A 23,332-nucleotide genomic window follows, 5' to 3' on the forward strand; every position below is an offset into this window, starting at 1 on the left:
TGCCGCCCCCATATAGCGGCACAAGCGCGGGAATGACCGCCCGCTGAAGTCTTGATGAGGAGGAACGCATGGCCGACGAGCAGAACCTGGACAACCAGACCCCCGAAGAGAACGAGACCGCGCAAGCCGAGGTGGCCGAGGATCTGGCTGCCCGTGTGCAGTCCCTCGAAGAGCAGCTGGCGGCGGCGCAGGATCAATCCCTGCGGGTTGCGGCGGAGCTGCAAAACATCCGCCGCCGCGCCGAGCAGGATGTGGAAAAGGCGCATAAGTTCGCTCTGGAAAAGTTTGCCGGTGACCTGCTAGCCGTTGCCGATAGTCTGGAGCGCGGGCTCGAGCTGTCGAACCCGGACGACGAAGCGGTCAAGCCCATGCGCGAAGGCGTCGAGCTGACCTTCAAGCTGCTGCTCGATACATTGGCACGTCATCAGTTGGTGCCGCTCGATCCGCAAGGCGAGCCGTTCAATCCCGAGCATCATCAGGCCATGGCGATGGAAGAAAGCACCCATGCCGAGCCTGGAAGCGTGCTCAAAGTATTCCAGAAGGGTTACCTGCTAAATGGCCGCTTGCTGCGTCCGGCGATGGTCGTTGTCAGCAAGGCGCCGGCAGAAGCCCCGCCTTCGATTGATGAGAAGGCTTGAATTCTGGCTGCTGACCCCCATCTGGTAGCCAAGCGTTTTTGTGTTACCCGCTGCCGGTAAACAGGCGCGGATCAATCAAAGTTCGGAGAGAAGCACATGGGCAAAATTATCGGTATCGACCTGGGAACGACCAACTCCTGCGTCTCCATTCTGGAAAACGGCAAAGCCAAGGTGATCGAGAACGCCGAGGGTGGCCGTACCACTCCGTCGATCATTGCGTATGCCAATGATGGCGAGATCCTGGTTGGTCAATCGGCCAAGCGCCAGGCGGTCACCAATCCGCACAACACGCTGTACGCCGTAAAGCGACTGATCGGCCGCCGCTTCGATGAAGATGTTGTGCAAAAAGACATTCAGATGGTCCCGTACAAGATCGTCAAGGCGGACAATAGTGACGCCTGGGTAGAAGTGAGCGGCCAGAAGATGGCGCCACCGCAGATTTCCGCGGAAATTCTGAAGAAGATGAAGAAGACCGCCGAAGACTATCTCGGCGAGGCGGTTACCGAGGCGGTAATCACCGTTCCGGCCTACTTCAACGACAGTCAGCGTCAAGCTACCAAGGATGCCGGTCGTATCGCAGGTCTGGACGTCAAGCGCATCATCAACGAGCCAACCGCAGCTGCGCTGGCCTATGGCATGGATAAGGCCAAGGGCGATCACACCGTGATCGTTTATGACCTGGGTGGCGGTACCTTCGACGTGTCGGTGATTGAGATCGCCGAGGTCGACGGCGAGCACCAGTTCGAAGTGTTGGCCACCAACGGTGACACCTTCCTGGGTGGCGAGGATTTCGACATCCGCTTGATCGACTACCTCGTCGACGAGTTCAAGAAAGAAAGCGGCATGAACCTCAAGGGTGACCCGCTGGCCATGCAGCGCCTGAAGGAAGCGGCCGAGAAAGCCAAGATCGAGCTGTCCTCCAGCCAGCAGACCGACGTCAACCTGCCGTACATTACGGCCGATGCAACCGGTCCTAAGCACCTGAACGTGAAGATTTCCCGCGCCAAGCTGGAGGCGTTGGTCGAGGATCTGGTGCAGCGCACCATCGAGCCTTGCCGAATCGCCATGAAGGATGCCGGTATCGATGTTTCCAAAATCGACGACGTGATTCTGGTCGGTGGCCAGACCCGTATGCCATTGGTGCAGCAGAAGGTCGCCGAATTCTTCGGCAAGGAAGCGCGCAAGGACGTCAACCCGGACGAAGCCGTCGCCATGGGTGCCGCGATCCAGGGTGCCGTTCTGGCCGGTGACGTCAAGGACGTGCTTCTGCTCGACGTTTCCCCGCTGACCTTGGGTATCGAAACCATGGGTGGCGTGATGACTGCGCTGATCGAGAAAAACACAACCATTCCGACCAAGAAGTCGCAGGTGTTCTCGACTGCCGATGACAACCAGAGCGCTGTGACCATTCACGTGTTGCAGGGTGAGCGCAAGCAGGCGGCGCAGAACAAGTCGCTGGGTCGTTTCGATCTGGCCGAGATTCCGCCGGCCCCGCGTGGCATGCCGCAGATCGAGGTGACCTTCGACATCGACGCCAACGGTATTCTGCACGTGTCGGCGAAAGACAAGGCCACTGGCAAGCATCAGTCCATCGTGATCAAGGCCAACTCAGGTCTGTCCGAGGAAGAAATCGAACAGATGGTCCGTGACGCCGAGGCCAATGCCGAGGAAGACCGCAAGTTCGAGGAGCTGGTTACTGCACGTAACCAGGGCGATCAACTGGTCCATGCGACTCGCAAGATGTTGACCGAGGCCGGCGACAAGGCCACCGAAGAAGACAAGGCCAATATCGAGAAAGCCATTGGCGAGCTGGAAGTAGCCATCAAGGGCGACGACAAAGCCGAGATCGAAGCCAAGATCGCTGCGGTTTCCCAGGCCTCCACGCCGCTGGCGCAGAAGATGTACGCCGAGCAGCCTCAGGGCGGCGAAGGCGAGCAGGCTGGCGACAACGCGCAGTCCGGTGACGACGTTGTCGACGCCGAGTTCGAAGAGGTCAAGGACAACAAGTAAGCTGCGGCTTATGACCTCCATGACTTGGAGGGAAGCAGCGACCGCCATCATGGCCGCTGCTTTTCGCTCCAACCCGATGCGGTGATTCCGTGACGGGCTTGATCGCCGCGCGGGGGCTTGCTCCCGCGTCGGCGTGTCTGGAGGGTACGAATTTGAAGGTTCAGGAAATTTATGGCCAAACGTGACTATTACGAAGTGCTGGGTGTCGAACGCGGCACCAGCGAGGCGGAGCTGAAAAAGGCTTATCGTCGCCTTGCGATGAAGCACCATCCGGATCGTAATCCCGGGGATAAAGCCGCCGAAGAAGCGTTTAAGGAAGCCAACGAGGCTTACGAAGTGCTGTCCGATGCGAGCAAGCGTCAGGCCTACGATCAGTACGGTCATGCCGGCGTCGATCCGCAGATGGGTGCAGGTGCGGGCGGCGCTGGTTATGGCGGTGCCAACTTCTCCGATATCTTCGGTGATGTTTTCAGTGATTTCTTCACCGGTGCGCGGGGCAGCTCGCGTGGCGGTGCCCAGCGCGGTAGCGATCTGCGCTACACGCTGGAGTTGGACCTGGAAGAGGCCGTGCGCGGCACCACGGTGACCATTCGTGTACCGACGCTGGTCGAGTGCAAGACCTGTGATGGCTCCGGTGCGAAGAAAGGGACCAGTCCTGTTACCTGTACCACCTGCGGTGGTATCGGCCAGGTGCGCATGCAGCAGGGCTTCTTTTCTGTACAGCAGACCTGTCCGCGCTGCCATGGCAGCGGCAAGATGATCTCCGATCCTTGCGGCAGCTGTCATGGGCAAGGGCGTGTTGAAGAGCAGAAGACACTTTCGGTCAAGGTTCCGCCAGGTGTCGACACCGGCGACCGCATCCGTCTGACTGGCGAAGGCGAGGCGGGCGCTCAGGGTGGCCCGGCGGGCGATCTTTATGTCGTGGTCAACGTCCGCGAGCACCCCATCTTTCAGCGTGATGGCAAGCATCTGTACTGCGAGGTGCCGATCAGCTTCGCCGACGCGGCGTTGGGCGGCGAGCTGGAAGTTCCGACGCTGGACGGTCGAGTAAAGCTGAAAATTCCAGAGGGGACGCAGACCGGTAAGCAGTTCCGTTTGCGTGGCAAGGGTGTCGCGCCGGTACGTGGTGGTGCGGCTGGCGACCTGCTGTGTCGTGTAGCGGTGGAAACTCCGGTAAACCTGGGTAAGCGTCAGCGCGAACTGCTCGACGAATTCCGCAAGACATTGCAGAGCGACAGTTCCCACTCACCCAAGGCCAGCGGTTGGTTCGAAGGCATGAAGCGTTTTTTCGGTGATCTATAAACAGAAGGCTGCAGGCTGCAGGCGACAGGCTTCAAGCTTTCGCCTGCAGCCTGCAGCCTGCAGCCTGGAGCTGACTGGATGCGACGTATTGCAGTAATGGGCGCCGCTGGGCGCATGGGTAAAACCCTGGTCGAAGCCGTACAGCAGACTGGCGGTGCTGCGGGACTGACCGCCGCGATCGATCGGGCTGACAGCACCCTGGTTGGCGCTGATGCAGGCGAGCTTGCGGCCATCGGCAGAATCGGTGTGCCGCTGATTGGAAGCGTTGAAAAGGTCGTCGAGGAGTTCGACGTGCTGATCGATTTCACCCATCCTTCGGTGACGTTGAAAAATCTTGAAGTCTGCCGATGTGCTGGCAAGGCGATGGTGATCGGCACGACCGGTTTCTCGGTTGAAGAGAAGGAAAAGTTGGCCGCGGCAGCAAAGGACATTCCCATCGTTTTTGCCGCCAACTTCAGCGTGGGCGTCAACCTGTGCCTGAAGTTACTCGACACTGCTGCGCGAGTGCTGGGTGACGAGGTCGATATCGAGATCATCGAGGCGCACCATCGGCATAAGGTCGATGCGCCATCCGGCACTGCACTGCGGATGGGTGAAGTGATAGCCGAAGCGCTCGGTCGCGATCTGCAGAAGGTTGCGGTATACGGTCGCGAGGGGCAAACCGGGGTGCGCGAGCGGGACACCATCGGCTTCGCTACCGTCCGCGCCGGGGATGTCGTCGGGGATCATACGGTACTGTTCGCGGCCGAGGGCGAGCGGGTCGAGATCACACACAAGGCTTCCAGTCGCATGACCTTTGCTAAGGGAGCGGTGCGCGCGGCGTTGTGGCTGGAGCAGCAGCCCGCAGGTCTGTATGACATGCAGGATGTACTCGGGCTGCGCTGAAGATACGTGCCGGCTGGCACGTTGGGCGGATTTTGGCTGGACCTGAAAGGGTGTTTTCTGTAAGCTTCCCGTTTTAGTGTGTCCACTAAAAGTTGCGCAGAAATGACTCAAATAAAAAGCGGGATGACCTTCACACGTCATCCCGCTTTTTTACAATCTGCGCCTGCTTCAGCCTTGATCTTGGAGGTCTCTTGACTAAGCCAGCCCTTACGCCAGCCATTTTGGCCCTTGCCGATGGCAGCATCTTTCGCGGCGAATCCATCGGCGCCGATGGGCAAACCATTGGTGAGGTGGTATTTAACACCGCCATGACCGGCTATCAGGAAATCCTCACCGATCCCTCCTATGCCAAGCAGATCGTTACCCTGACCTACCCGCATATTGGCAACACCGGCACAACTCCGGAAGATGCCGAATCTTGGAAAGTCTGGGCTGCTGGCCTTGTTATTCGGGACCTGCCGCTGATTTCCAGCAACTGGCGCGACAAGCAATCCTTGCCGGATTACCTCAAGGCCAACGGGACCGTAGCCATCGCCGGTATCGATACCCGTCGCCTGACTCGCATTCTTCGCGAGAAAGGTGCGCAGGATGGTTGCATCCTCGCCGGTGACGATGCGACGGAAGAAAAGGCGTTGGAGTTGGCGCGCAGCTTTCCTGGCCTCAAAGGTATGGACCTGGCCAAGGAAGTCAGCGTCAAGGAAGCCTACGAGTGGCGTTCGAGTATCTGGTGCCTGAACGACGATGGTCACCAGGAAATTCCTGCCAGCGAGCTGCCCTATCACGTTGTCGCTTTCGATTACGGTGTGAAGTACAACATCCTGCGCATGCTCGTCGCGCGCGGTTGCCGCGTTACTGTGCTTCCAGCTCAGTCCACCGCCAGCGAAGCGCTGGCCTTGAGCCCGGACGGTGTTTTTCTCGCCAATGGCCCGGGTGACCCTGAGCCGTGCGACTATGCGATCAAGGCGATTCAGGAGGTGCTGAAAACCGATATCCCGGTGTTCGGTATCTGCCTCGGCCATCAACTGCTGGCGCTGGCATCCGGCGCCAAGACGGTGAAAATGCCCAACGGGCACCACGGCGCCAACCACCCTGTTCAGGATCTGGATACCGGTGTGGTGATGATTACCAGCCAGAACCATGGCTTCGCCGTGGACGAGGCCAGTCTGCCGGGCAATCTTCGCGCGACGCACAAGTCGCTGTTCGACGGCACCCTGCAGGGCATCGAGCGCACCGACAAGGTCGCCTTCAGCTTCCAGGGGCATCCTGAGGCGAGTCCCGGCCCACATGATGTGGCGCCGCTGTTCGACCGCTTCATCGATGCCATGGCCAAGCGCCGCTAAGCCCGCCGAGCACAGAATTCGAGAGAAACCATGCCAAAACGTACAGATATCAAAAGCATTCTGATCCTCGGCGCCGGTCCGATCGTTATCGGTCAGGCGTGCGAGTTCGACTACTCGGGCGCTCAGGCGTGCAAGGCGCTGCGCGAGGAAGGGTTCCGCGTCATCCTGGTGAACTCCAACCCCGCCACCATCATGACCGACCCGGCCATGGCCGATGCGACCTATATCGAGCCGATCAAATGGGCCACCGTGGCCAAGATCATCGAGAAGGAGCGTCCTGACGCGTTGCTGCCGACTATGGGCGGCCAGACCGCGTTGAACTGCGCGCTGGACTTGGAAAAGCACGGCGTTCTGGAAAAATTCGGCGTCGAGATGATCGGGGCCAACGCCGACACCATCGACAAGGCCGAGGATCGCTCGCGCTTTGACAAGGCGATGAAGAATATCGGTCTGGCCTGCCCGGTTTCCGGTATTGCGCACAACATGGATGAAGCCTATGGCGTGCTCGATAAAGTCGGCTTCCCCTGCATTATTCGCCCCTCCTTCACCATGGGCGGCACTGGTGGCGGGATCGCCTATAACCGGGAAGAGTTCGAAGAAATCTGTGCCCGTGGCCTGGATCTCTCACCGACTAGCGAGTTGCTCATCGACGAGTCGCTGATCGGCTGGAAGGAATACGAGATGGAGGTCGTCCGCGACAAGAAGGACAACTGCATCATCGTCTGCGCCATTGAGAACTTCGATCCGATGGGCGTACACACGGGTGACTCCATCACCGTGGCGCCCGCTCAAACTCTCACTGACAAGGAATATCAAATCCTGCGTAACGCCTCGCTGGCGGTGTTGCGCGAGATTGGCGTGGAGACCGGTGGTTCTAACGTGCAGTTCGGTATCTGTCCGAACACTGGTCGCATGGTGGTGATCGAGATGAACCCCCGTGTGTCGCGTTCGTCGGCCCTGGCTTCCAAGGCCACCGGCTTCCCGATCGCGAAGATTGCGGCCAAGCTGGCGGTCGGTTACACGCTCGACGAGTTGTCCAACGATATTACTGGCGGTCGCACCCCTGCCTCCTTCGAGCCTGCCATCGATTACGTTGTCACCAAAATCCCGCGCTTTGCCTTCGAGAAATTCCCCAAGGCCGACGCCCGTCTCACTACTCAGATGAAGTCCGTCGGTGAAGTCATGGCCATTGGTCGCACCTTCCAGGAATCCATGCAGAAAGCGTTGCGTGGACTGGAAGTCGGCGTTTCGGGCTTCGATCCGAAGCTGGACCTGGCCGATCCGGAGAGCGAGGGCACTCTCAAGCGCGAGCTCACCGTGCCGGGCGCTGATCGCATCTGGTATCTGGCTGACGCCTTCCGCGCAGGAAAATCGGTCGAAGAAGTCTTCGATCTGACGCGAATCGATGAATGGTTCTTGGTGCAGATCGAAGATCTGATCAAGGAAGAAGAGCGCATCAAGACCATGGGCCTGTCCAGCATCGATCGCGATGTAATGTACAAGCTCAAGCGTAAGGGCTTCTCCGATGCTCGTCTTGCCAAACTGCTCGGTGTGACGGAAAAGAACCTTCGCGCCCACCGCCACAAGCTGAAGGTACTGCCGGTCTACAAGCGCGTCGATACCTGCGCTGCGGAGTTCGCCACCGACACCGCCTACATGTATTCGACCTACGAGGAAGAATGCGAGGCCAACCCGTCGAGTCGCGATAAAATCATGATTCTCGGTGGCGGCCCCAACCGTATCGGCCAGGGCATCGAATTCGACTACTGTTGCGTACACGCGGCGCTGGCGATGCGTGACGACGGTTACGAAACCATCATGGTCAACTGCAATCCGGAAACCGTTTCCACCGACTACGACACTTCGGATCGCCTGTATTTCGAGCCAGTTACGCTAGAAGACGTGCTTGAAATCGTTCGCGTCGAACAACCCAAGGGCGTCATCGTGCAGTACGGCGGCCAAACTCCTCTGAAACTGGCGCGTGCGCTGGAAGAGGCGGGCGTGCCGATCATCGGTACCAGCCCTGACTCCATCGACCGTGCCGAAGACCGCGAGCGCTTTCAGCAGATGGTCGAGCGCCTGAATTTGCGTCAGCCGCCGAACGCAACGGCGCGTAGCGAGGAGGAAGCCCTGGCGGCATCCAAGGTTATTGGCTATCCGCTGGTGGTGCGTCCTTCCTACGTGCTGGGCGGTCGAGCGATGGAAATCGTCTATCAGGAAGAAGAACTGCGTCGCTACATGCGCGAGGCGGTCAAGGTCTCCAACGACAGCCCGGTGCTGCTCGACCACTTTCTCAATTGCGCGATCGAAGTCGACATCGACGCGGTGTGCGATGGCGAGCATGTGGTCATCGGCGCGATCATGCAGCACATCGAACAAGCGGGTGTTCACTCCGGTGACTCGGCATGCTCCTTGCCACCTTATTCGCTGCCGGCGCACATCCAAGACGAGATTCGCGATCAGGTCAAGAAGATGGCCCTCGAGCTTGGCGTGGTCGGCCTAATGAACGTGCAGATGGCCGTGCAGGGCGAGGATATCTTCGTCATTGAAGTGAACCCGCGCGCGTCGCGTACCGTTCCCTTCGTGTCCAAGTGCATCGGTGTTTCGCTGGCGATGATTGCTGCGCGCGTTATGGCAGGCAAAACGCTGGCCGAAGCCGGGCTGACCGAAGAAATCATTCCGAACTTCTATAGCGTCAAGGAAGCCGTATTCCCGTTCGCCAAGTTCCCTGGCGTTGACCCGATCCTTGGTCCGGAAATGAAGTCCACTGGCGAGGTGATGGGCGTCGGTGACAGCTTCGCCGAAGCGTTTGCCAAGGCGCAGCTCGGTGCCAGCGAAATTCTGCCCAACAGCGGCTGCGCATTCATCAGCGTGCGTGACGATGATAAGCCGCATGTCGAACAGGTGGCTCGCGATCTGATCGGGCTTGGTTTTGAGGTGGTTGCTACCGTCGGCACCGCCAAGCTCATCGAGGCCGCCGGGTTGCCGGTGCGGCGAGTCAACAAGGTGACCGAAGGTCGTCCCCATGTTGTCGACATGATCAAGAATGACGAAGTTACTCTGATCATCAACACCACCGAAGGACGTCAATCCATCGCTGACTCCTACTCGATCCGTCGTAACGCCCTGCAGCACAAGATCTGCTGTACCACCACTCTGGCTGGCGGGCAGGCGATCTGTGAGGCGCTGAAGTTCGGTCCCGAGAAGGCCGTGCGTCGCTTGCAGGATCTTCACGCAGGAATCAACGCATGACTAAATATCCAATGACTGTCCAGGGCGCGCGCGCCCTGGAAGAAGAACATCAGCACCTGACCAAGGTGCTTCGCCCGAAATTGAGCCATGACATTGGCGTGGCGCGTGAGCTCGGCGATCTCAAGGAGAATGCCGAATACCATGCCGCCCGCGAACAGCAGGGTATGGTTGAAGCGCGGATTCGCGATATCGAAGGTCGTTTGCAGAACGCACAGATCATCGACGTCACTACAATTGCGCACACGGGCAAGGTGATCTTCGGTACTACAGTTGAGATCGCTAATATCGACACTGATGAGCGCGTCACCTACCAGATCGTTGGCGAGGACGAGGCGGAAATCAAGCTGGGCAAGATTTCGGTGAGCTCTCCCATCGCACGGGCGTTGATCGGCAAGGTGGAAGGCGATATCGCCGTGGTCAAGACGCCCAGTGGCATGGTCGAATTCGAGATCGTCGAGGTCCGTCATCTCTGAATCGCGGCCTATGCGTGCAGGTGTCATCAGCTGGCAGCTGGCCCAGACATTTTGGGTCGGCGGCCTCTGGCTGCTGCAGTTCGTGATGCTGCCGGCGTTGGTGAAGATCGGTCTGGCGCCGCTGTTGATCGAGGAGATCGCGAGCAGTCTGAGACCTTTACTGGTGGGCTTTGCTGCCTTCTGCGTACTGCTTCAAGCCGTGGTCTTGATCCAGCTCAGCGGCTTTCGCAGCCTATGGCAGGACCTGCGCGGTCAGTTGTTGCTGTCGGTGTTGTTGCTTGCGGCCAGCTATTTCGCTGTGCGGGCCGGATTCGTTGAGTCACCCTATTGGCTGGTTTTCAGCTATCTGGTGATGGGGTTGTGCGGACTGATACTGGTGCTGCAGGTCGCCCCCGGGCGGGAGCGATAGTTGAAGGCTGGCCTCTGAATGGTCAGCTCTGGAAGCGGTGTACATTGGAGAGCTGTTTGTTCACCTTCGGATTCTTGCGATAAACCAGTGCCATCTTGCCGATGGACTGAACCAGTTCGCAGCCGCCGACCTTACACAACTCCTCCATCATCGCTCGACGATCATCGCGCTCGGTGATTCGCAGCTGTACTTTGATCAGCTCATGGTCGCTCAATGCGCGCTCCAACTCGGCCTGGACGCCCTCGGTCAGTCCGTTTTCGGACACGATCAGCACCGGCTTCAAATGATGGCCGATGGATTTGTATTGTTTCTTCTGCTCGTTAGTGAGCGGCATAATTCGACCCTTGCGTCAGAACCCTTGAAAACGGCGGCTAGTGTAACTGACACGCCCTGAGCCGCACAGATGAGGTATCAGCTTGGCACGCTCCAAGACCAGCCCGCGTTGGCTGAAAGAACATTTCGATGATCCTTACGTAAAGATGGCGCAGCGCGACGGCTATCGTTCTCGGGCTAGCTACAAGCTGCTCGAGATCCAGGAAAAAGATCGAATCCTGCGCCCAGGCATGACCGTGGTCGATCTCGGCGCTGCGCCGGGAGGCTGGTCTCAGGTTACCAGCCGTGTCATCGGCGATCGGGGGCGGTTGATCGCATCCGATATCCTGCCCATGGACAGCATCGCCGATGTGACCTTCGTGCTCGGCGACTTTACCGAGGATGAGGTGTTTGCCGAAATTCTTCAGGCGATCGGCGAAACGCAAGTCGACCTTGTGATTTCCGATATGGCCCCCAATATGAGTGGGGTAAAGGTTGCTGATCAGGCGCGAGCGATGTTTCTCTGCGAACTGGCCTTGGATCTGGCGATGCGTGTGCTGCGTCCAGGTGGCGATTTTCTAATCAAGATTTTTCAAGGTGATGGCTTCGATGCATACCTGAAGGATGTGCGAAAGAATTTCGAAAAGGTGCAGATGCGCAAGCCATTGTCTTCACGGGACCGCTCGCGCGAGCAGTATCTTCTGGCTCGGGGCTATCGCGGCGAAAACAGCGAGGCGCAAACGCTGCGATCCTAGCTGTAAGGCGACGAAAAGATCTCTGCAAGCCGCCAACTGCTTGGATTTCGAGCTAGCATGTTTATATCGGGTTACAGACCAAGCTGCCCGTTCAGCGACGTTGTGTAGTAAGTTAAGCCGAGCGAACCATCGGCCGTCATGCTGGCTCCAACAGCGGGCCTGCTCCAGAGGGTAGTGAATTGAACGACATGGCAAAAAACCTGATTCTGTGGTTGATCATCGCCGCGGTCCTGGTGACGGTGATGAACAATTTTTCCAGCCCGACCGAGCCGCAAACGCTCAACTACTCGGACTTCATCGAGCAAGTGAAAGAGGGCCGGGTGGAGCGCGTGACCGTTGACGGTTTCGTCATTACCGGCAAACGGAGCGACGGCGAGAGTTTTAAGACGATCCGTCCTGCGATTCAGGACAACGGCCTGATTGGCGACCTGATTAACAATAGTGTAGTAATTGAGGGCAAACAGCCCGAGCAGCAAAGTATCTGGACTCAGCTGCTGGTCGCCAGCTTCCCGATTCTGGTGATCATCGCCGTGTTCATGTTTTTCATGCGCCAGATGCAAGGCGGCGCAGGCGGTAAGGGCGGGCCGATGAGTTTCGGCAAAAGCAAGGCTCGCTTGCTGTCCGAAGATCAAGTCAAGACGACGTTCGCCGATGTCGCCGGTTGCGATGAGGCCAAGGAAGAAGTCACCGAGCTGGTCGAGTTCCTTCGCGATCCTGGCAAGTTCCAGCGTCTCGGTGGGCGCATTCCCCGCGGCGTGCTGATGGTGGGTTCTCCGGGTACTGGTAAGACGCTGCTGGCCAAGGCGGTGGCTGGCGAGGCCAAGGTTCCGTTCTTCACCATCTCTGGTTCCGACTTCGTCGAAATGTTCGTCGGGGTGGGTGCCAGCCGTGTACGCGACATGTTCGAGCAGGCCAAGAAGCACGCACCCTGCATCATTTTCATCGATGAGATCGATGCGGTCGGTCGTCACCGTGGCGCCGGTCTCGGCGGCGGTCATGACGAGCGCGAGCAGACTCTCAACCAGTTGCTGGTGGAGATGGATGGTTTTGAAATGAATGACGGTATCATCGTCATCGCGGCAACCAACCGTCCAGACGTTCTCGACCCCGCATTGCTGCGTCCCGGTCGTTTTGACCGTCAGGTGGTGGTCGGGCTGCCGGACATCCGTGGCCGTGAACAGATTCTCAAGGTGCATATGCGCAAGGTTCCGCTCGGCGACAGCGTCGAGCCGGCACTGATTGCTCGCGGTACGCCCGGTTTTTCGGGTGCCGATCTGGCCAATCTGGTCAACGAAGCCTCTCTGTTCGCTGCACGCTCCGGTAAGCGTGTAGTGGAAATGAAGGAGTTTGAGCTTGCCAAGGACAAGATCATGATGGGCGCCGAGCGCAAATCCATGGTCATGTCTGAGAAAGAACGCCTCAATACGGCATACCACGAGGCGGGTCATGCCATCGTTGGGCGCGTTGTGCCGGAACATGATCCGGTCTACAAGGTTTCGATCATTCCGCGCGGTAGGGCATTGGGCGTCACGATGTTTCTTCCCGAGGAGGATCGCTACAGCCTTTCCAAGCGTGCCTTGATCAGCCAGATCTGCTCATTGTTCGGCGGTCGTATTGCCGAAGAAATGACCCTGGGTTTCGAAGGGGTTACAACTGGGGCGTCGAACGACATCATGCGAGCCACTCAGCTGGCCCGAAACATGGTCACCAAGTGGGGGCTGTCCGAGAAGCTCGGCCCGCTGATGTATGCGGAAGAAGAGGGTGAGGTGTTTCTCGGTCGTAGCGCGGGAAGTCAGCACACCAATGTTTCCGGCGACACCGCAAAGCTGATTGATCTAGAAGTGCGTAGCATCATCGACCAATGCTACGGCACGGCCAAGCAGATCCTGGCAGACAATCGCGACAAGCTGGATCTGATGGCCGAAACGTTGATGAAGTACGAAACCATCGACGCCGAACAGATCGACGACATCATGGCCGGCCGCACCCCGCGCGAGCCTCGCGACTGGCAGGACGGTTCCGGGCCTACCGGGACGCCTGCACAGCCTGAGGGCGACCGCCCGCAGACGCCGATCGGTGGTCCTGCTGGCGAGCACTAAGCTAAGGCCTACTTTTCCATGTCCGAAATGTTGTATCCAACCCGGCTGTCCTGTGGCAGCCGGGTTCTTGATTTATCACGCCCACATGTTATGGGTATTCTTAACGTCACGCCTGATTCGTTCTCCGATGGAGGCCGGCATGTGGGTGTCGAGGCTGCGTTGCGCCATGCTTCGGCGATGGTGGCTGCTGGCGCGACACTGATTGATGTGGGTGGGGAATCGACGCGCCCCGGTGCGCGCGTCGTTTCGCCGATAGAGGAGTTGGAGCGCGTCGCTCCGGTCGTCGATGCGATTGCTCGTGAGCTTGATGTAGTCATCTCGGTCGATACTTCGACACCTGCAGTGATCCGCGAATGCGCGCGGCTCGGTGCCGGACTGGTCAATGATGTTCGTTCGCTCTCTCGCGATGGGGCGTTGGATGCCGCTGCTGATAGCGGCCTTCCGGTATGCCTGATGCATATGCGCGGTGAGCCAGCCGACATGCAGAACGATCCGCGCTATCGAGATATTACCGCTGAAGTGCTCAACTATCTGCGCGAGCGCATGGATGTTTGTGCTGCTGTGGGAATCCCGGCTGACCGCATTCTGCTGGACCCGGGATTCGGCTTCGCCAAGAATCTTTCACATAATCTCAGCCTGTTCAAGCATATGGAGCAGCTACATGCCTTGGGGCGTCCATTGCTGGTTGGAGTCTCGAGAAAGAGCATGATCGGGCAGGCGCTCGAGCGCGACGTAGCGCATCGCTTATATGGGAGTCTAGCTCTTGCAGCGCTGGCCGTGACGAAGGGCGCTAGTATCCTACGCGTACACGACGTGGCTGAAACGGTTGATGTGGTTCGAATGATTGCTGCAGTGCAGGCGGCAGAATAGGAAGTCACCATGAGCAAAAAGTATTTTGGAACCGATGGCATTCGCGGCCATGTAGGGCAATTCCCGATCACCCCAGAATTCATGCTCAAGCTTGGATGGGCGGCTGGGATGGCTTTCCGTAAGCATGGCAAATGCCGCATTCTGATCGGCAAGGACACCCGTATTTCCGGATACATGTTCGAGTCCGCGCTACAAGCCGGGCTTTCCGCTGCGGGCGCTGATGTGCTGCTACTTGGGCCCATGCCGACCCCGGCGGTCGCATACTTGACGCGTACTTTTCACGCCGACGCGGGCATCGTCATCAGTGCATCGCACAATCCGCATCATGACAATGGCATCAAATTCTTTTCCGGGCGTGGCACCAAGCTGCCGGACGAAGTTGAGCTGATGATCGAGGAGTTGCTTGATGCGCCGATGACCGTCGTGGAGTCGGCGCAGCTCGGTAAGGCGTCGCGAATCAACGATGCGGCCGGTCGCTACATTGAGTTCTGCAAGAGCAGCGTTCCGACCAGTACTGATTTCTCCGGTATGAAGGTGGTACTCGATTGCGCCCATGGTGCGACCTACAAAGTGGCCCCTAGCGTATTCCGCGAGCTCGGTGCAGAGGTGGTGGTTATCGCTGCCCAGCCTGACGGCCTGAATATCAACGCAGATGTCGGGTCAACCCATGTCGCGCAGCTGCAGAAGGCTGTGGTCGAGCATGGAGCGGACCTCGGTATCGCCTTCGACGGCGATGGCGATCGTGTGATGATGGTCGATCACACGGGCGCGCAAGTGGATGGCGACGAGTTGCTCTATATCATCGCCACCGACTTGCAGGATCGCGGGCGTTTGGCTGGAGGTGTTGTTGGCACGCTTATGAGCAATCTAGGGCTCGAATTGGCGCTGAAGGCACGCGATATTCCGTTCGTTCGGGCGAAGGTGGGTGACCGGTACGTAATGACAGAGATGCTTGAGCGTGATTGGGTGCTTGGTGGCGAAAACTCAGGGCACATTGTCTGTGCGCAACACGTGTCTACCGGTGATGCGATTATCGCTGCGCTTCAGGTCGTGCTTGCCTTGAGGCGTCGCGGTCAAAGTCTGGCGCAGGAGCGCCTGGCCTGGAAGAAGTGCCCGCAGGTCTTGATCAACGTGCGTTTCGTTGGTGATCGCGACCCGATTTCGCATCCTCAAGTACAGGCGGTCTGTGACAGTGTTACCGAGCGCATGGCAGGCCGTGGCCGCGTGCTGTTGCGCAAGTCGGGAACCGAGCCGTTGGTGAGGGTTATGGTTGAAGGGGACGACGAGAAGCAGGTCCGCAATTACGCCGAAGAGCTGGCGGAAGTGGTCACGGAAGTTTGTGTATGATTCCTGCTTGCCAGGTCTGTTTCCGTTGAGTACCATCTGCGCCCACTTTGACCGACGAGGTAAAGCATGCGTCGCCCCTTGGTAGCTGGTAACTGGAAAATGAACGGTACCCGCGCCAGCGTCGCAGAGCTGATCGAGGTGCTTGGCCAGCAGGATATTCCTGCGGCGGTAGAGGTGGTGGTTTTTCCATCCTTTCTGCATTTGGTTCAGGTTGTGAGTGGCCTGGATGGCGAGACGATTGCAGTCGGCGGCCAAGACTGTGCAGCAGAGGTCGGCTTCGGTGCTTTTACCGGTGAGCAGTCTGCGTCTCAGTTGGCTGATGCGGGTTGCGGATGGGTTCTGGTTGGTCACTCTGAGCGGCGCCTGATTTTGGGCGAAAGTGACGAGATGGTGAGCAAGAAGTTCGCCGCAGCGTTGGGATGTGGAGTGACTCCGGTGTTGTGTCTTGGCGAAACGCTGGCGCAGCGCCAGGCGGGTCAGACTTTGAAGGTGGTAGAGCGTCAGCTGGCCCGCATAATATCTGATGTGGGAATTTCAGCCTTCGAGACGGCGGTTGTGGCTTACGAGCCGGTCTGGGCTATTGGCTCTGGGCTAACGGCGACGCCGCAACAGGCTCAGGAAGTGCATGCTGCCATTCGAGAGCAGTTGGCGCGCAAAGATCAGCGTATCGCTGAAGGTGTACGTGTTCTTTACGGCGGCAGTGTTAATGTGGAAAATGCCGCCGAGCTTTTCGGAATGGCAGATATCGACGGGGGGCTTATCGGTGGCGCCTCTCTGAAAGCGAATGATTTCGGCGCGATTTGTCGCGCCGCAGGGAACTGATCAGATGTTGCAGACTGTTGTGATTGTGGTGCATCTGCTGGTTGCCATTGGTGTGGTATTGCTTGTGCTGCTGCAGCAGGGCAAAGGTGCGGATGCTGGTGCGTCTTTCGGTTCGGGGGCTTCGGCAACGGTTTTCGGAAGCCAAGGTTCTTCTACCTTTCTTAGTCGTTTTACTGCTATACTTGCCGGCGTTTTTTTTGTGACAAGCCTGGGGTTGGCGTTCTTTGCAACGCAACAAGCCCAGCAAATGTCGCAGGTTGGCTTGCCGGATCCAGCGGTGCTGGAGGTGCCTGTCAGCAAGCCGGCAGTTGAGGATGTACCTGTTCTGGAGTCCGCTCCGTCCGCAGATAGCGTCGATGAAGTTCCAGAGATACAAGGGCAGTAACAAGGTTTTTGCCGAGGTGGTGGAATTGGTAGACACGCTACCTTGAGGTGGTAGTGGCCATAGGCTGTAGGGGTTCGAGTCCCCTCCTCGGTACCAAACAAGTAGGCCCGCAGATGCGGGCTTTCTTGTTTCAGTGTTTTGGTTGACCTGTGGTGGGTGCGGTCGTATAATTCGTGCCCAGTTTGACGCGGGGTGGAGCAGTCTGGTAGCTCGTCGGGCTCATAACCCGAAGGTCGTTGGTTCAAATCCAGCCCCCGCAACCAGTTGATGAAGAGCCCCTACATAAAGGGGCTTTTTATTAGCTCCAGGCCAGGCCGCCGGCATCTACAGGCGGTCAATAGGGATGGGCGTTTCGCCCATTTTTCATTTGTACAGCATGCGCGAGGGACTTCGATGTCGAGCAAGCTAGAACAGTTGCAGGCCTTGTTGGCCCCGGTGGTCGAGGCGCTTGGCTATCAGTGCTGGGGTATCGAATTCATTTCGCAGGGTCGACATTCCTTGTTAAGGGTCTATATCGATCATTCCAACGGGATTCTTGTCGATGACTGTGAAAAGGTCAGTCGCCAGCTCAGCGGTGTTCTCGACGTCGAAGATCCGATCAGCTCCGACTACACCCTTGAGGTGTCTTCGCCTGGTATGGATCGGCCGCTGTTCACGCTTGAGCAGTACGTTGCGCACGTGGGCGAACAGGTAAAAATAAAGCTGCGCTCGCCCTTCGAGGGCCGGCGCAATTTCCAGGGTCTTCTCCGCGGGGTCGAAGAGCAGGATGTGGTGGTGCTGGTAGATGATCACGAATATCTGTTGCCGATCGACATGATCGACAAGACCAACATTATTCCCCGTTTTGAGTAAAGCGCGGATCCCGCGGACCCCAATGGATTGCGAAAGGCGAGGCGTACGATGAGCAAAGAAGTACTGCTGGTGGTGGAGTCGGTATCCAACGAAAAAGGCGTACCGGCCGGTGTGATCTTCGAGGCATTGGAGCTGGCTTTGGCCACTGCTACCAAGAAGCGCTTCGAAGACGAAGTGGACCTGCGTGTTGAGATCAATCGGCAGAATGGTAGCTACGAGACCTTCCGCCGTTGGACGATCGTCGAAGAAGAAGACTTCGACGATCCGGCACACCAACTGACCGTCGACATGGAGCAGGCTCTCGAAGCAGGCGCCAAGATCGGGGACGTTCTCGAAGAAAAGATCGAATCCATCGAGTTCGGTCGCATCGCTGCGCAGACTGCCAAGCAGGTCATCGTGCAGAAGGTGCGTGAGGCTGAGCGTGCACAGGTGGTCGAGGCCTATCGCGATCGTCTGGGTGAAATCATCTCCGGTACGGTAAAGAAGGTCACCCGTGACAGCGTCATCGTTGACCTAGGCAATAACGCCGAGGCGCTGCTGGCACGCGAAGATATCATCGCTCGCGAAACCTTCCGGGTCGGCGCACGGGTGCGTGCGCTACTCAAAGAAATCCGCACCGAGAACCGTGGGCCGCAGCTGATTTTGTCGCGTACAGCGCCGCAGATGCTCATTGAGTTGTTCCGTATCGAAGTGCCGGAAATCGCCGAAGGCCTGATCGAGGTGATGGGCGCGTCGCGTGATCCAGGTTCGCGCGCCAAGATTGCCGTTCGTTCCAAGGACAAGCGCATCGACCCACAGGGCGCCTGCATTGGCATGCGCGGCTCACGGGTACAGGCGGTGTCTGGAGAAATCGGTGGCGAGCGTGTCGACATCGTGCTGTGGGACGAGAATCCGGCACAGTTCGTCATTAACGCGATGGCTCCGGCTGAAGTCGCCGCCATCATCGTCGACGAAGACGCCCATGCCATGGATATCGCTGTTGGCGAAGACAACCTTGCCCAAGCCATCGGTCGTGGCGGTCAGAACGTACGCCTCGCCAGCCAGCTGACAGGCTGGACACTGAACGTGATGACCGAAGCGGATATACAGACCAAGCAACAGGAAGAAACTGGCGACATCCTGCGTAATTTCATCGAAGAGCTGGATGTCGATGAAGAGCTCGCACAAGTACTGGTCGAGGAAGGTTTCACTTCGCTCGAAGAGATCGCCTACGTCCCAATGGAGGAAATGCTCGGCATCGAAGGCTTCGACGAAGATATCGTCAATGAGCTGCGGACCCGCGCCAAGGATCGCCTGCTGACCAAGGCTATCGCAACGGAAGAAAAACTGGCAGACGCCCAGCCGGCCGAGGATTTGCTCGAGCTGGAAGGCATGGACAAGGAACTGGCGGTCGAGTTGGCAATGCGGGGTGTCATCACCCGCGAAGACTTGGCCGAGCAGTCGATTGACGACCTACTCGACATAGACGGCATAAATCAAGAACGTGCCGGCAAGCTGATCATGGCCGCCCGAGCCCACTGGTTCGAGTAAGTAATTTAGCGGCCTGAGGAGAGAGATGCATGACGCAAGTCACGGTGAAAGAACTGGCCCAGGTGGTCGACACACCGGTCGAGCGACTGCTGCAGCAGATGCGTGAGGCAGGACTGTCGCACACCAGCGCCGAGCAAGTAGTGACCGATAATGAAAAGCAGGCCCTGTTGGCGCACCTCAAGAGCAGCCACGGCGCCAAAGTGGATGAGCCACGCAAGATTACCTTGCAGCGCAAAACCACTACCAAACTGAAGGTCGCTGGCAGCAAGACCATCAGCGTGGAAGTTCGCAAGAAGAAAACTTTCGTCAAGCGCAGCCCCGACGAGATCGAGGCCGAGAAGCAGCGCGAGCTGGAAGAGCAGCGTGCGGCGGAAGAGGCTGGTCGTCTGAAGGACGCCGAGGAAGCGCGTCTGCGCGCGGAAGAAGCGCGTCGCAAAGCCGAACTCGAAGCCAAGGCAGAAGCTCCATCTGCAGCGCAGGCTGCCGCAGAGCCGGCAGCTGCCGTTGCTGCACCTGTTGCGCCGACCGTTCCAGTCGAGGAGCGTAAGAAGGACGAGCCGCGTCGTGCGGACAAGACCCGCAGCGATGACGATGAGCGTCGTGATCGCAAGCAGGCTCAGCATCGTCCATCGCTCAAGGCGAAAGCTCCGTTGTCGCGTACCGTACGCAGTGGCGACGACGATGCCGATGGCTTCCGTCGTGGCGGCCGTGGCAAGTCAAAGCTGAAGAAGCGCAACGCACACGGCTTCCAGAGCCCGACCGGCCCGGTCATTCGCGAAGTTGCGATTGGTGAAACCATCACCGTTGGCGATCTTGCGCAGAAGATGTCCGTTAAGGCTGCCGAAGTCATTAAGTTCATGTTCAAAATGGGCACTCCGGTGACCATCAACCAAGTGCTTGATCAGGAAACTGCTCAGCTGATCGCCGAAGAGTTGGGCCACAAGGTCCGTCTGGTCAGCGATAACGCCCTGGAAGAGCAGCTGGCGGAACTGCTGAAGTTCGAAGGCGAAGCCATTACCCGTGCACCGGTAGTAACCGTGATGGGCCACGTCGATCACGGTAAAACCTCGTTGCTCGACTATATTCGTCGCGCCAAGGTTGCTGCTGGCGAAGCTGGCGGCATCACTCAGCATATCGGTGCCTACCACGTTGAAACCGAGCGTGGCATGGTCACCTTCCTCGACACTCCTGGTCACGCGGCGTTCACCGCCATGCGTGCCCGTGGTGCCCAGGCGACCGATATCGTGATCCTGGTCGTTGCGGCGGACGACGGTGTCATGCCGCAGACCGTTGAAGCTGTTCAGCATGCGAAGGCCGCCGGTGTTCCGCTGGTCGTCGCGGTGAACAAGATCGACAAGCCGGGTGCTGATCTCGATCGTATCCGCAGCGAGCTGTCCGCACACGAAGTCACGTCCGAGGAGTGGGGTGGTGATACGCCGTTCGTATCGGTATCGGCGAAGATGGGTACCGGTGTCGACGATCTGCTCGAAGCCGTCCTGCTGCAGGCTGAAATTCTCGAATTGACTGCAACCCCGTCCGCGCCTGGTCGTGGTGTGGTCGTCGAATCACGCCTCGACAAGGGCCGAGGTCCGGTAGCTACCGTGCTGGTACAGGACGGTACATTGCGTCAGGGCGACATGGTGCTGGTTGGATCAAACTACGGCCGCATCCGCGCTATGCTCGATGAGAACGGCAAGCCGATAAAAGAAGCTGGCCCGTCGATTCCGGTCGAAATTCTCGGCCTCGACGGCACTCCGGACGCAGGCGATGAAATGAGCGTGCTGGCTGACGAGAAAAAGGCGCGCGAAGTCGCCCTGTTCCGTCAGGGCAAGTTCCGTGAAGTCAAACTGGCCCGTGCCCACGCTGGCAAGCTGGAAAACATTTTCGAGAACATGGGGCAGGAAGAAAAGAAGACGCTCAACATCGTCCTCAAATCCGACGTCCGTGGCTCGCTGGAAGCACTCCAGGGCTCGCTCGGGGGGCTGGGTAACGACGAGGTGCAGGTGCGTGTCATCGGTGGCGGTGTCGGTGGTATTACCGAAAGCGACGCCAACCTGGCGCTGGCTTCAAACGCTGTACTGTTCGGCTTCAACGTCCGTGCCGATGCCGGCGCGCGGAAGATCGTCGAACAGGAAGGTCTGGATCTGCGTTACTACAACGTAATCTACGACATCATCGAGGACGTGAAGAAGGCTCTCACTGGCATGCTTGGCAGTGATGTGCGCGAGAACATTCTCGGTGTGGCGGAAGTTCGCGATGTGTTCCGTTCGCCCAAGTTCGGTGCTGTTGCTGGCTGCATGGTTCTCGAGGGTATGGTGCACCGTAACCGTCCGATCCGTGTCCTGCGTGACGATGTAGTCATTTTCGAAGGCGAGCTGGAATCTCTGCGTCGCTTCAAGGATGACGTCGCCGAAGTACGTGCCGGCATGGAATGCGGTATCGCGGTGAAGAGCTACAACGACGTCAAGGCTGGCGACAAGATCGAAGTGTTCGAGAAAGTCGAAGTGGCTCGTTCGCTCTAACAGCAGCTGCAAGCATCAAGCGGCAAGTTTCAAGAGGTGGCTCTAGCCGCCGATTGGCTTGCCGTTTGGCTTTGTGGTTGAAAATTTCATAGCTTGCAGCTTGCAGCTTGCAGCTTGAGGCGGATCTTATGGCCAAAGAATTCAGCCGTACCCAGCGTATCGGCGATCAGATGCAGCGCGAACTGGCGCTGTTGATTCAACGTGAAGTCAAGGACCCGCGCCTGGGGCTGGTAACCATTACTGCTGTCGAGGTCAGTCGTGATCTATCACATGCCAAGGTGTTCATCACCATCATGGGCAAGGATGACGACGAGGATGCGGTTAAAGGCAATCTGCGGATTCTCAACGATGCCAGCGGTTTTCTACGGATGCAGTTGGGCAAGGCGATGAAGCTGCGCACCGTGCCGCAGCTGCATTTCAACTATGACGCCAGTGTGCGTCGAGGTGTCGAGCTGACGTCGCTTATCGAGCGTGCGATGGCTGAAGACCGCAAGCACAGTGACGATGTCGGAGAGTAATGCGTGGTACAGGTAAAACGTGTTCGCCGCGCAGTCAGCGGCATCATTCTCCTCGATAAGCCTCGCGGTTTCAGCTCCAACGCAGCGTTGCAGAAGGTTCGCTGGTTGCTCAATGCCGAGAAAGCCGGTCATACAGGTAGCCTCGATCCGCTGGCTACCGGCGTGCTGCCATTGTGCTTCGGTGAGGCGACCAAGTTTTCCCAGTACCTGCTGGACGCCGACAAAGGCTATGAGACGTTGGCGCAGTTAGGTGTCACCACTACGACCGCCGATGCGGAAGGCGAGGTGCTCGAACGCAAGCCGGTAGCGATCTGTCAGGCGCAGCTCGAAGCATTACTGCCGCGGTTTCGTGGAGACATTCAGCAGGTGCCGCCGATGTATTCGGCGCTCAAGCGCGATGGCCAGCCGCTGTACAAGCTTGCGCGTGCAGGAGAGGTAGTGGAGCGCGAGCCGCGTTCTGTTACCATTGCGCGTCTGGATTTGCTCTCTCTGGAAGCGGATCAGGCCCGTTTTTCCGTGGCGTGCAGCAAAGGCACCTATATCCGAACGCTGGTCGAGGATATCGGGCGCGAATTGGGCTGCGGTGCGCACGTGGCCGAGCTACGTCGGACCCAGGCTGGGCCTTTCGACCTCGGTCAGACTGTCAGTCTCGAGGCGCTCGAGCAGGTACATGCCGAGGGCGGTGCAGAAGCGGTCGACGCCTTTCTAAAGCCGATCGATAGCGGACTCGAGCACTGGCCGCTGTTGCAGCTTTCAGAGCACAGCGCTTTTTATTGGCTGCATGGCCAGCCGGTACGTGCACCGGAAGCGCCGAAGTTCGGCATGTTGCGGGTACAGGATCATAATGGTCGCTTCATCGGTATCGGTGAAGTGAGTGAAGACGGGCGTATTGCGCCGCGTCGGCTGATTCGGTCGGAATGACCGATACGTAGCGCGCCTTTATAGCGCGCCGCGTTACGAGGATGGCTGTCGGCAGGCACGGTCACTCCTTTTTTAAAACACGGGACATGT

The 23,332-nt window shown here is 58.4% G+C and carries 20 protein-coding genes and 2 tRNA genes; 21 read left to right on the forward strand and 1 reads right to left on the reverse strand.

Going from position 1 to position 23,332, the window contains the following annotated elements:
• The first annotated feature begins 68 nt into the window (after nucleotides 1–68).
• The 8 genes from grpE (at nucleotide 69) to AC2LD7_RS06975 (ending at nucleotide 10,309) form a co-directional block, all read left to right on the forward strand.
• Entirely contained in the window at nucleotides 69–638 is a 570-nt protein-coding gene (gene grpE, locus AC2LD7_RS06940) for a nucleotide exchange factor GrpE (protein WP_484597028.1), read from the forward strand.
• Nucleotides 639–734: 96 nt separating this feature from the next.
• Complete coding sequence (gene dnaK, locus AC2LD7_RS06945; RefSeq protein WP_484597029.1) at nucleotides 735–2,648, forward strand: molecular chaperone DnaK; 1,914 nt, start codon at nucleotides 735–737, stop codon at nucleotides 2,646–2,648.
• Nucleotides 2,649–2,819: 171 nt separating this feature from the next.
• On the forward strand, nucleotides 2,820–3,950 hold the full coding sequence (gene dnaJ / locus AC2LD7_RS06950) for a molecular chaperone DnaJ (protein WP_484597030.1): 1,131 nt from the start codon (nucleotides 2,820–2,822) through the stop codon (nucleotides 3,948–3,950).
• A gap of 78 nt (nucleotides 3,951–4,028) precedes the next feature.
• Nucleotides 4,029–4,835 (forward strand): 4-hydroxy-tetrahydrodipicolinate reductase, encoded by an 807-nt coding sequence (gene dapB, locus AC2LD7_RS06955; protein ID WP_484597031.1) that lies wholly within the window; start codon nucleotides 4,029–4,031, stop codon nucleotides 4,833–4,835.
• A gap of 191 nt (nucleotides 4,836–5,026) precedes the next feature.
• Nucleotides 5,027–6,175, forward strand: a complete 1,149-nt coding sequence (gene carA / locus AC2LD7_RS06960; protein ID WP_484597032.1) for a glutamine-hydrolyzing carbamoyl-phosphate synthase small subunit — start codon at nucleotides 5,027–5,029, stop codon at nucleotides 6,173–6,175.
• 30 nt (nucleotides 6,176–6,205) lie between these two features.
• Entirely contained in the window at nucleotides 6,206–9,427 is a 3,222-nt protein-coding gene (gene carB, locus AC2LD7_RS06965; RefSeq protein ID WP_484597033.1) for a carbamoyl-phosphate synthase large subunit, read from the forward strand.
• On the forward strand, nucleotides 9,424–9,900 hold the full coding sequence (gene greA, locus AC2LD7_RS06970; RefSeq protein WP_484597034.1) for a transcription elongation factor GreA: 477 nt from the start codon (nucleotides 9,424–9,426) through the stop codon (nucleotides 9,898–9,900). Before carB ends, greA begins: the two co-directional genes overlap by 4 nt.
• Nucleotides 9,901–9,910: 10 nt before the next feature.
• Nucleotides 9,911–10,309 carry a DUF4149 domain-containing protein gene (locus AC2LD7_RS06975; RefSeq protein ID WP_484597035.1) on the forward strand — a complete coding sequence of 133 codons (399 nt, stop codon included), beginning with the start codon at nucleotides 9,911–9,913 and terminating at the stop codon, nucleotides 10,307–10,309.
• A 22-nt stretch (nucleotides 10,310–10,331) separates the two neighbouring features.
• Here the strand turns inward: AC2LD7_RS06975 and AC2LD7_RS06980 are convergent, their stop codons facing one another.
• Nucleotides 10,332–10,643 carry a YhbY family RNA-binding protein gene (locus AC2LD7_RS06980; RefSeq protein ID WP_484597036.1) on the reverse strand — a complete coding sequence of 104 codons (312 nt, stop codon included), beginning with the start codon at nucleotides 10,641–10,643 and terminating at the stop codon, nucleotides 10,332–10,334.
• 82 nt (nucleotides 10,644–10,725) lie between these two features.
• Between AC2LD7_RS06980 and rlmE the strand changes: the two genes are divergently transcribed.
• From rlmE to truB, 13 genes are all read left to right on the forward strand, one after another.
• Nucleotides 10,726–11,376, forward strand: a complete 651-nt coding sequence (gene rlmE, locus AC2LD7_RS06985) for a 23S rRNA (uridine(2552)-2'-O)-methyltransferase RlmE (protein ID WP_484597037.1) — start codon at nucleotides 10,726–10,728, stop codon at nucleotides 11,374–11,376.
• A gap of 188 nt (nucleotides 11,377–11,564) precedes the next feature.
• Complete coding sequence (gene ftsH, locus AC2LD7_RS06990; protein WP_484597145.1) at nucleotides 11,565–13,475, forward strand: ATP-dependent zinc metalloprotease FtsH; 1,911 nt, start codon at nucleotides 11,565–11,567, stop codon at nucleotides 13,473–13,475.
• An 18-nt stretch (nucleotides 13,476–13,493) separates the two neighbouring features.
• The gene (gene folP, locus AC2LD7_RS06995) at nucleotides 13,494–14,345 is read left to right on the forward strand and encodes a dihydropteroate synthase (RefSeq protein WP_484597038.1); all 852 of its coding nucleotides are present in this window, start codon (nucleotides 13,494–13,496) and stop codon (nucleotides 14,343–14,345) included.
• A 9-nt stretch (nucleotides 14,346–14,354) separates the two neighbouring features.
• Entirely contained in the window at nucleotides 14,355–15,692 is a 1,338-nt protein-coding gene (glmM, locus tag AC2LD7_RS07000; protein WP_484597039.1) for a phosphoglucosamine mutase, read from the forward strand.
• 66 nt (nucleotides 15,693–15,758) lie between these two features.
• Entirely contained in the window at nucleotides 15,759–16,514 is a 756-nt protein-coding gene (gene tpiA / locus AC2LD7_RS07005) for a triose-phosphate isomerase (RefSeq protein ID WP_484597040.1), read from the forward strand.
• A 4-nt stretch (nucleotides 16,515–16,518) separates the two neighbouring features.
• A complete protein-coding gene (gene secG, locus AC2LD7_RS07010; RefSeq protein ID WP_484597041.1) occupies nucleotides 16,519–16,899 on the forward strand; it encodes a preprotein translocase subunit SecG in 381 nt (126 codons plus the stop codon).
• Between the two features lie 10 nt (nucleotides 16,900–16,909).
• Nucleotides 16,910–16,995, forward strand: a tRNA-Leu gene (locus AC2LD7_RS07015).
• 90 nt (nucleotides 16,996–17,085) lie between these two features.
• Nucleotides 17,086–17,162 (forward strand) — tRNA-Met (locus AC2LD7_RS07020).
• A gap of 130 nt (nucleotides 17,163–17,292) precedes the next feature.
• Nucleotides 17,293–17,751: a ribosome maturation factor RimP gene (rimP, locus tag AC2LD7_RS07025; protein WP_484597042.1), complete on the forward strand. Its 459-nt coding sequence runs from the start codon at nucleotides 17,293–17,295 to the stop codon at nucleotides 17,749–17,751.
• Nucleotides 17,752–17,799: 48 nt separating this feature from the next.
• Entirely contained in the window at nucleotides 17,800–19,281 is a 1,482-nt protein-coding gene (gene nusA / locus AC2LD7_RS07030; protein ID WP_484597043.1) for a transcription termination factor NusA, read from the forward strand.
• A gap of 29 nt (nucleotides 19,282–19,310) precedes the next feature.
• Complete coding sequence (gene infB, locus AC2LD7_RS07035; protein ID WP_484597044.1) at nucleotides 19,311–21,803, forward strand: translation initiation factor IF-2; 2,493 nt, start codon at nucleotides 19,311–19,313, stop codon at nucleotides 21,801–21,803.
• A gap of 128 nt (nucleotides 21,804–21,931) precedes the next feature.
• Nucleotides 21,932–22,321 (forward strand): 30S ribosome-binding factor RbfA, encoded by a 390-nt coding sequence (gene rbfA / locus AC2LD7_RS07040; protein ID WP_484597045.1) that lies wholly within the window; start codon nucleotides 21,932–21,934, stop codon nucleotides 22,319–22,321.
• A 3-nt stretch (nucleotides 22,322–22,324) separates the two neighbouring features.
• A complete protein-coding gene (truB, locus tag AC2LD7_RS07045) occupies nucleotides 22,325–23,242 on the forward strand; it encodes a tRNA pseudouridine(55) synthase TruB (RefSeq protein WP_484597046.1) in 918 nt (305 codons plus the stop codon).
• Nucleotides 23,243–23,332 lie beyond the last annotated feature (90 nt).

It is taken from the genome of Stutzerimonas sp. (assembly GCF_982611455.1).

What these genes read in the sequence shown, in the direction of transcription:
- nusA (WP_484597043.1), top strand. Translation starts at nt 17,800, where the DNA reads ATGAGCAAAGAAGTACTGCTGGTGGTGGAGTCGGTATCCAACGAAAAA.
- grpE (WP_484597028.1), top strand. Translation starts at nt 69, where the DNA reads ATGGCCGACGAGCAGAACCTGGACAACCAGACCCCCGAAGAGAACGAG.
- dnaK (WP_484597029.1), top strand. Translation starts at nt 735, where the DNA reads ATGGGCAAAATTATCGGTATCGACCTGGGAACGACCAACTCCTGCGTC.
- AC2LD7_RS06980 (WP_484597036.1), bottom strand. Translation starts at nt 10,643, where the DNA reads ATGCCGCTCACTAACGAGCAGAAGAAACAATACAAATCCATCGGCCAT.
- dnaJ (WP_484597030.1), top strand. Translation starts at nt 2,820, where the DNA reads ATGGCCAAACGTGACTATTACGAAGTGCTGGGTGTCGAACGCGGCACC.
- AC2LD7_RS06975 (WP_484597035.1), top strand. Translation starts at nt 9,911, where the DNA reads ATGCGTGCAGGTGTCATCAGCTGGCAGCTGGCCCAGACATTTTGGGTC.
- folP (WP_484597038.1), top strand. Translation starts at nt 13,494, where the DNA reads ATGTCCGAAATGTTGTATCCAACCCGGCTGTCCTGTGGCAGCCGGGTT.
- rimP (WP_484597042.1), top strand. Translation starts at nt 17,293, where the DNA reads ATGTCGAGCAAGCTAGAACAGTTGCAGGCCTTGTTGGCCCCGGTGGTC.
- tpiA (WP_484597040.1), top strand. Translation starts at nt 15,759, where the DNA reads ATGCGTCGCCCCTTGGTAGCTGGTAACTGGAAAATGAACGGTACCCGC.
- infB (WP_484597044.1), top strand. Translation starts at nt 19,311, where the DNA reads ATGACGCAAGTCACGGTGAAAGAACTGGCCCAGGTGGTCGACACACCG.
- greA (WP_484597034.1), top strand. Translation starts at nt 9,424, where the DNA reads ATGACTAAATATCCAATGACTGTCCAGGGCGCGCGCGCCCTGGAAGAA.
- glmM (WP_484597039.1), top strand. Translation starts at nt 14,355, where the DNA reads ATGAGCAAAAAGTATTTTGGAACCGATGGCATTCGCGGCCATGTAGGG.
- secG (WP_484597041.1), top strand. Translation starts at nt 16,519, where the DNA reads ATGTTGCAGACTGTTGTGATTGTGGTGCATCTGCTGGTTGCCATTGGT.
- rbfA (WP_484597045.1), top strand. Translation starts at nt 21,932, where the DNA reads ATGGCCAAAGAATTCAGCCGTACCCAGCGTATCGGCGATCAGATGCAG.
- carB (WP_484597033.1), top strand. Translation starts at nt 6,206, where the DNA reads ATGCCAAAACGTACAGATATCAAAAGCATTCTGATCCTCGGCGCCGGT.
- dapB (WP_484597031.1), top strand. Translation starts at nt 4,029, where the DNA reads ATGCGACGTATTGCAGTAATGGGCGCCGCTGGGCGCATGGGTAAAACC.
- ftsH (WP_484597145.1), top strand. Translation starts at nt 11,565, where the DNA reads ATGGCAAAAAACCTGATTCTGTGGTTGATCATCGCCGCGGTCCTGGTG.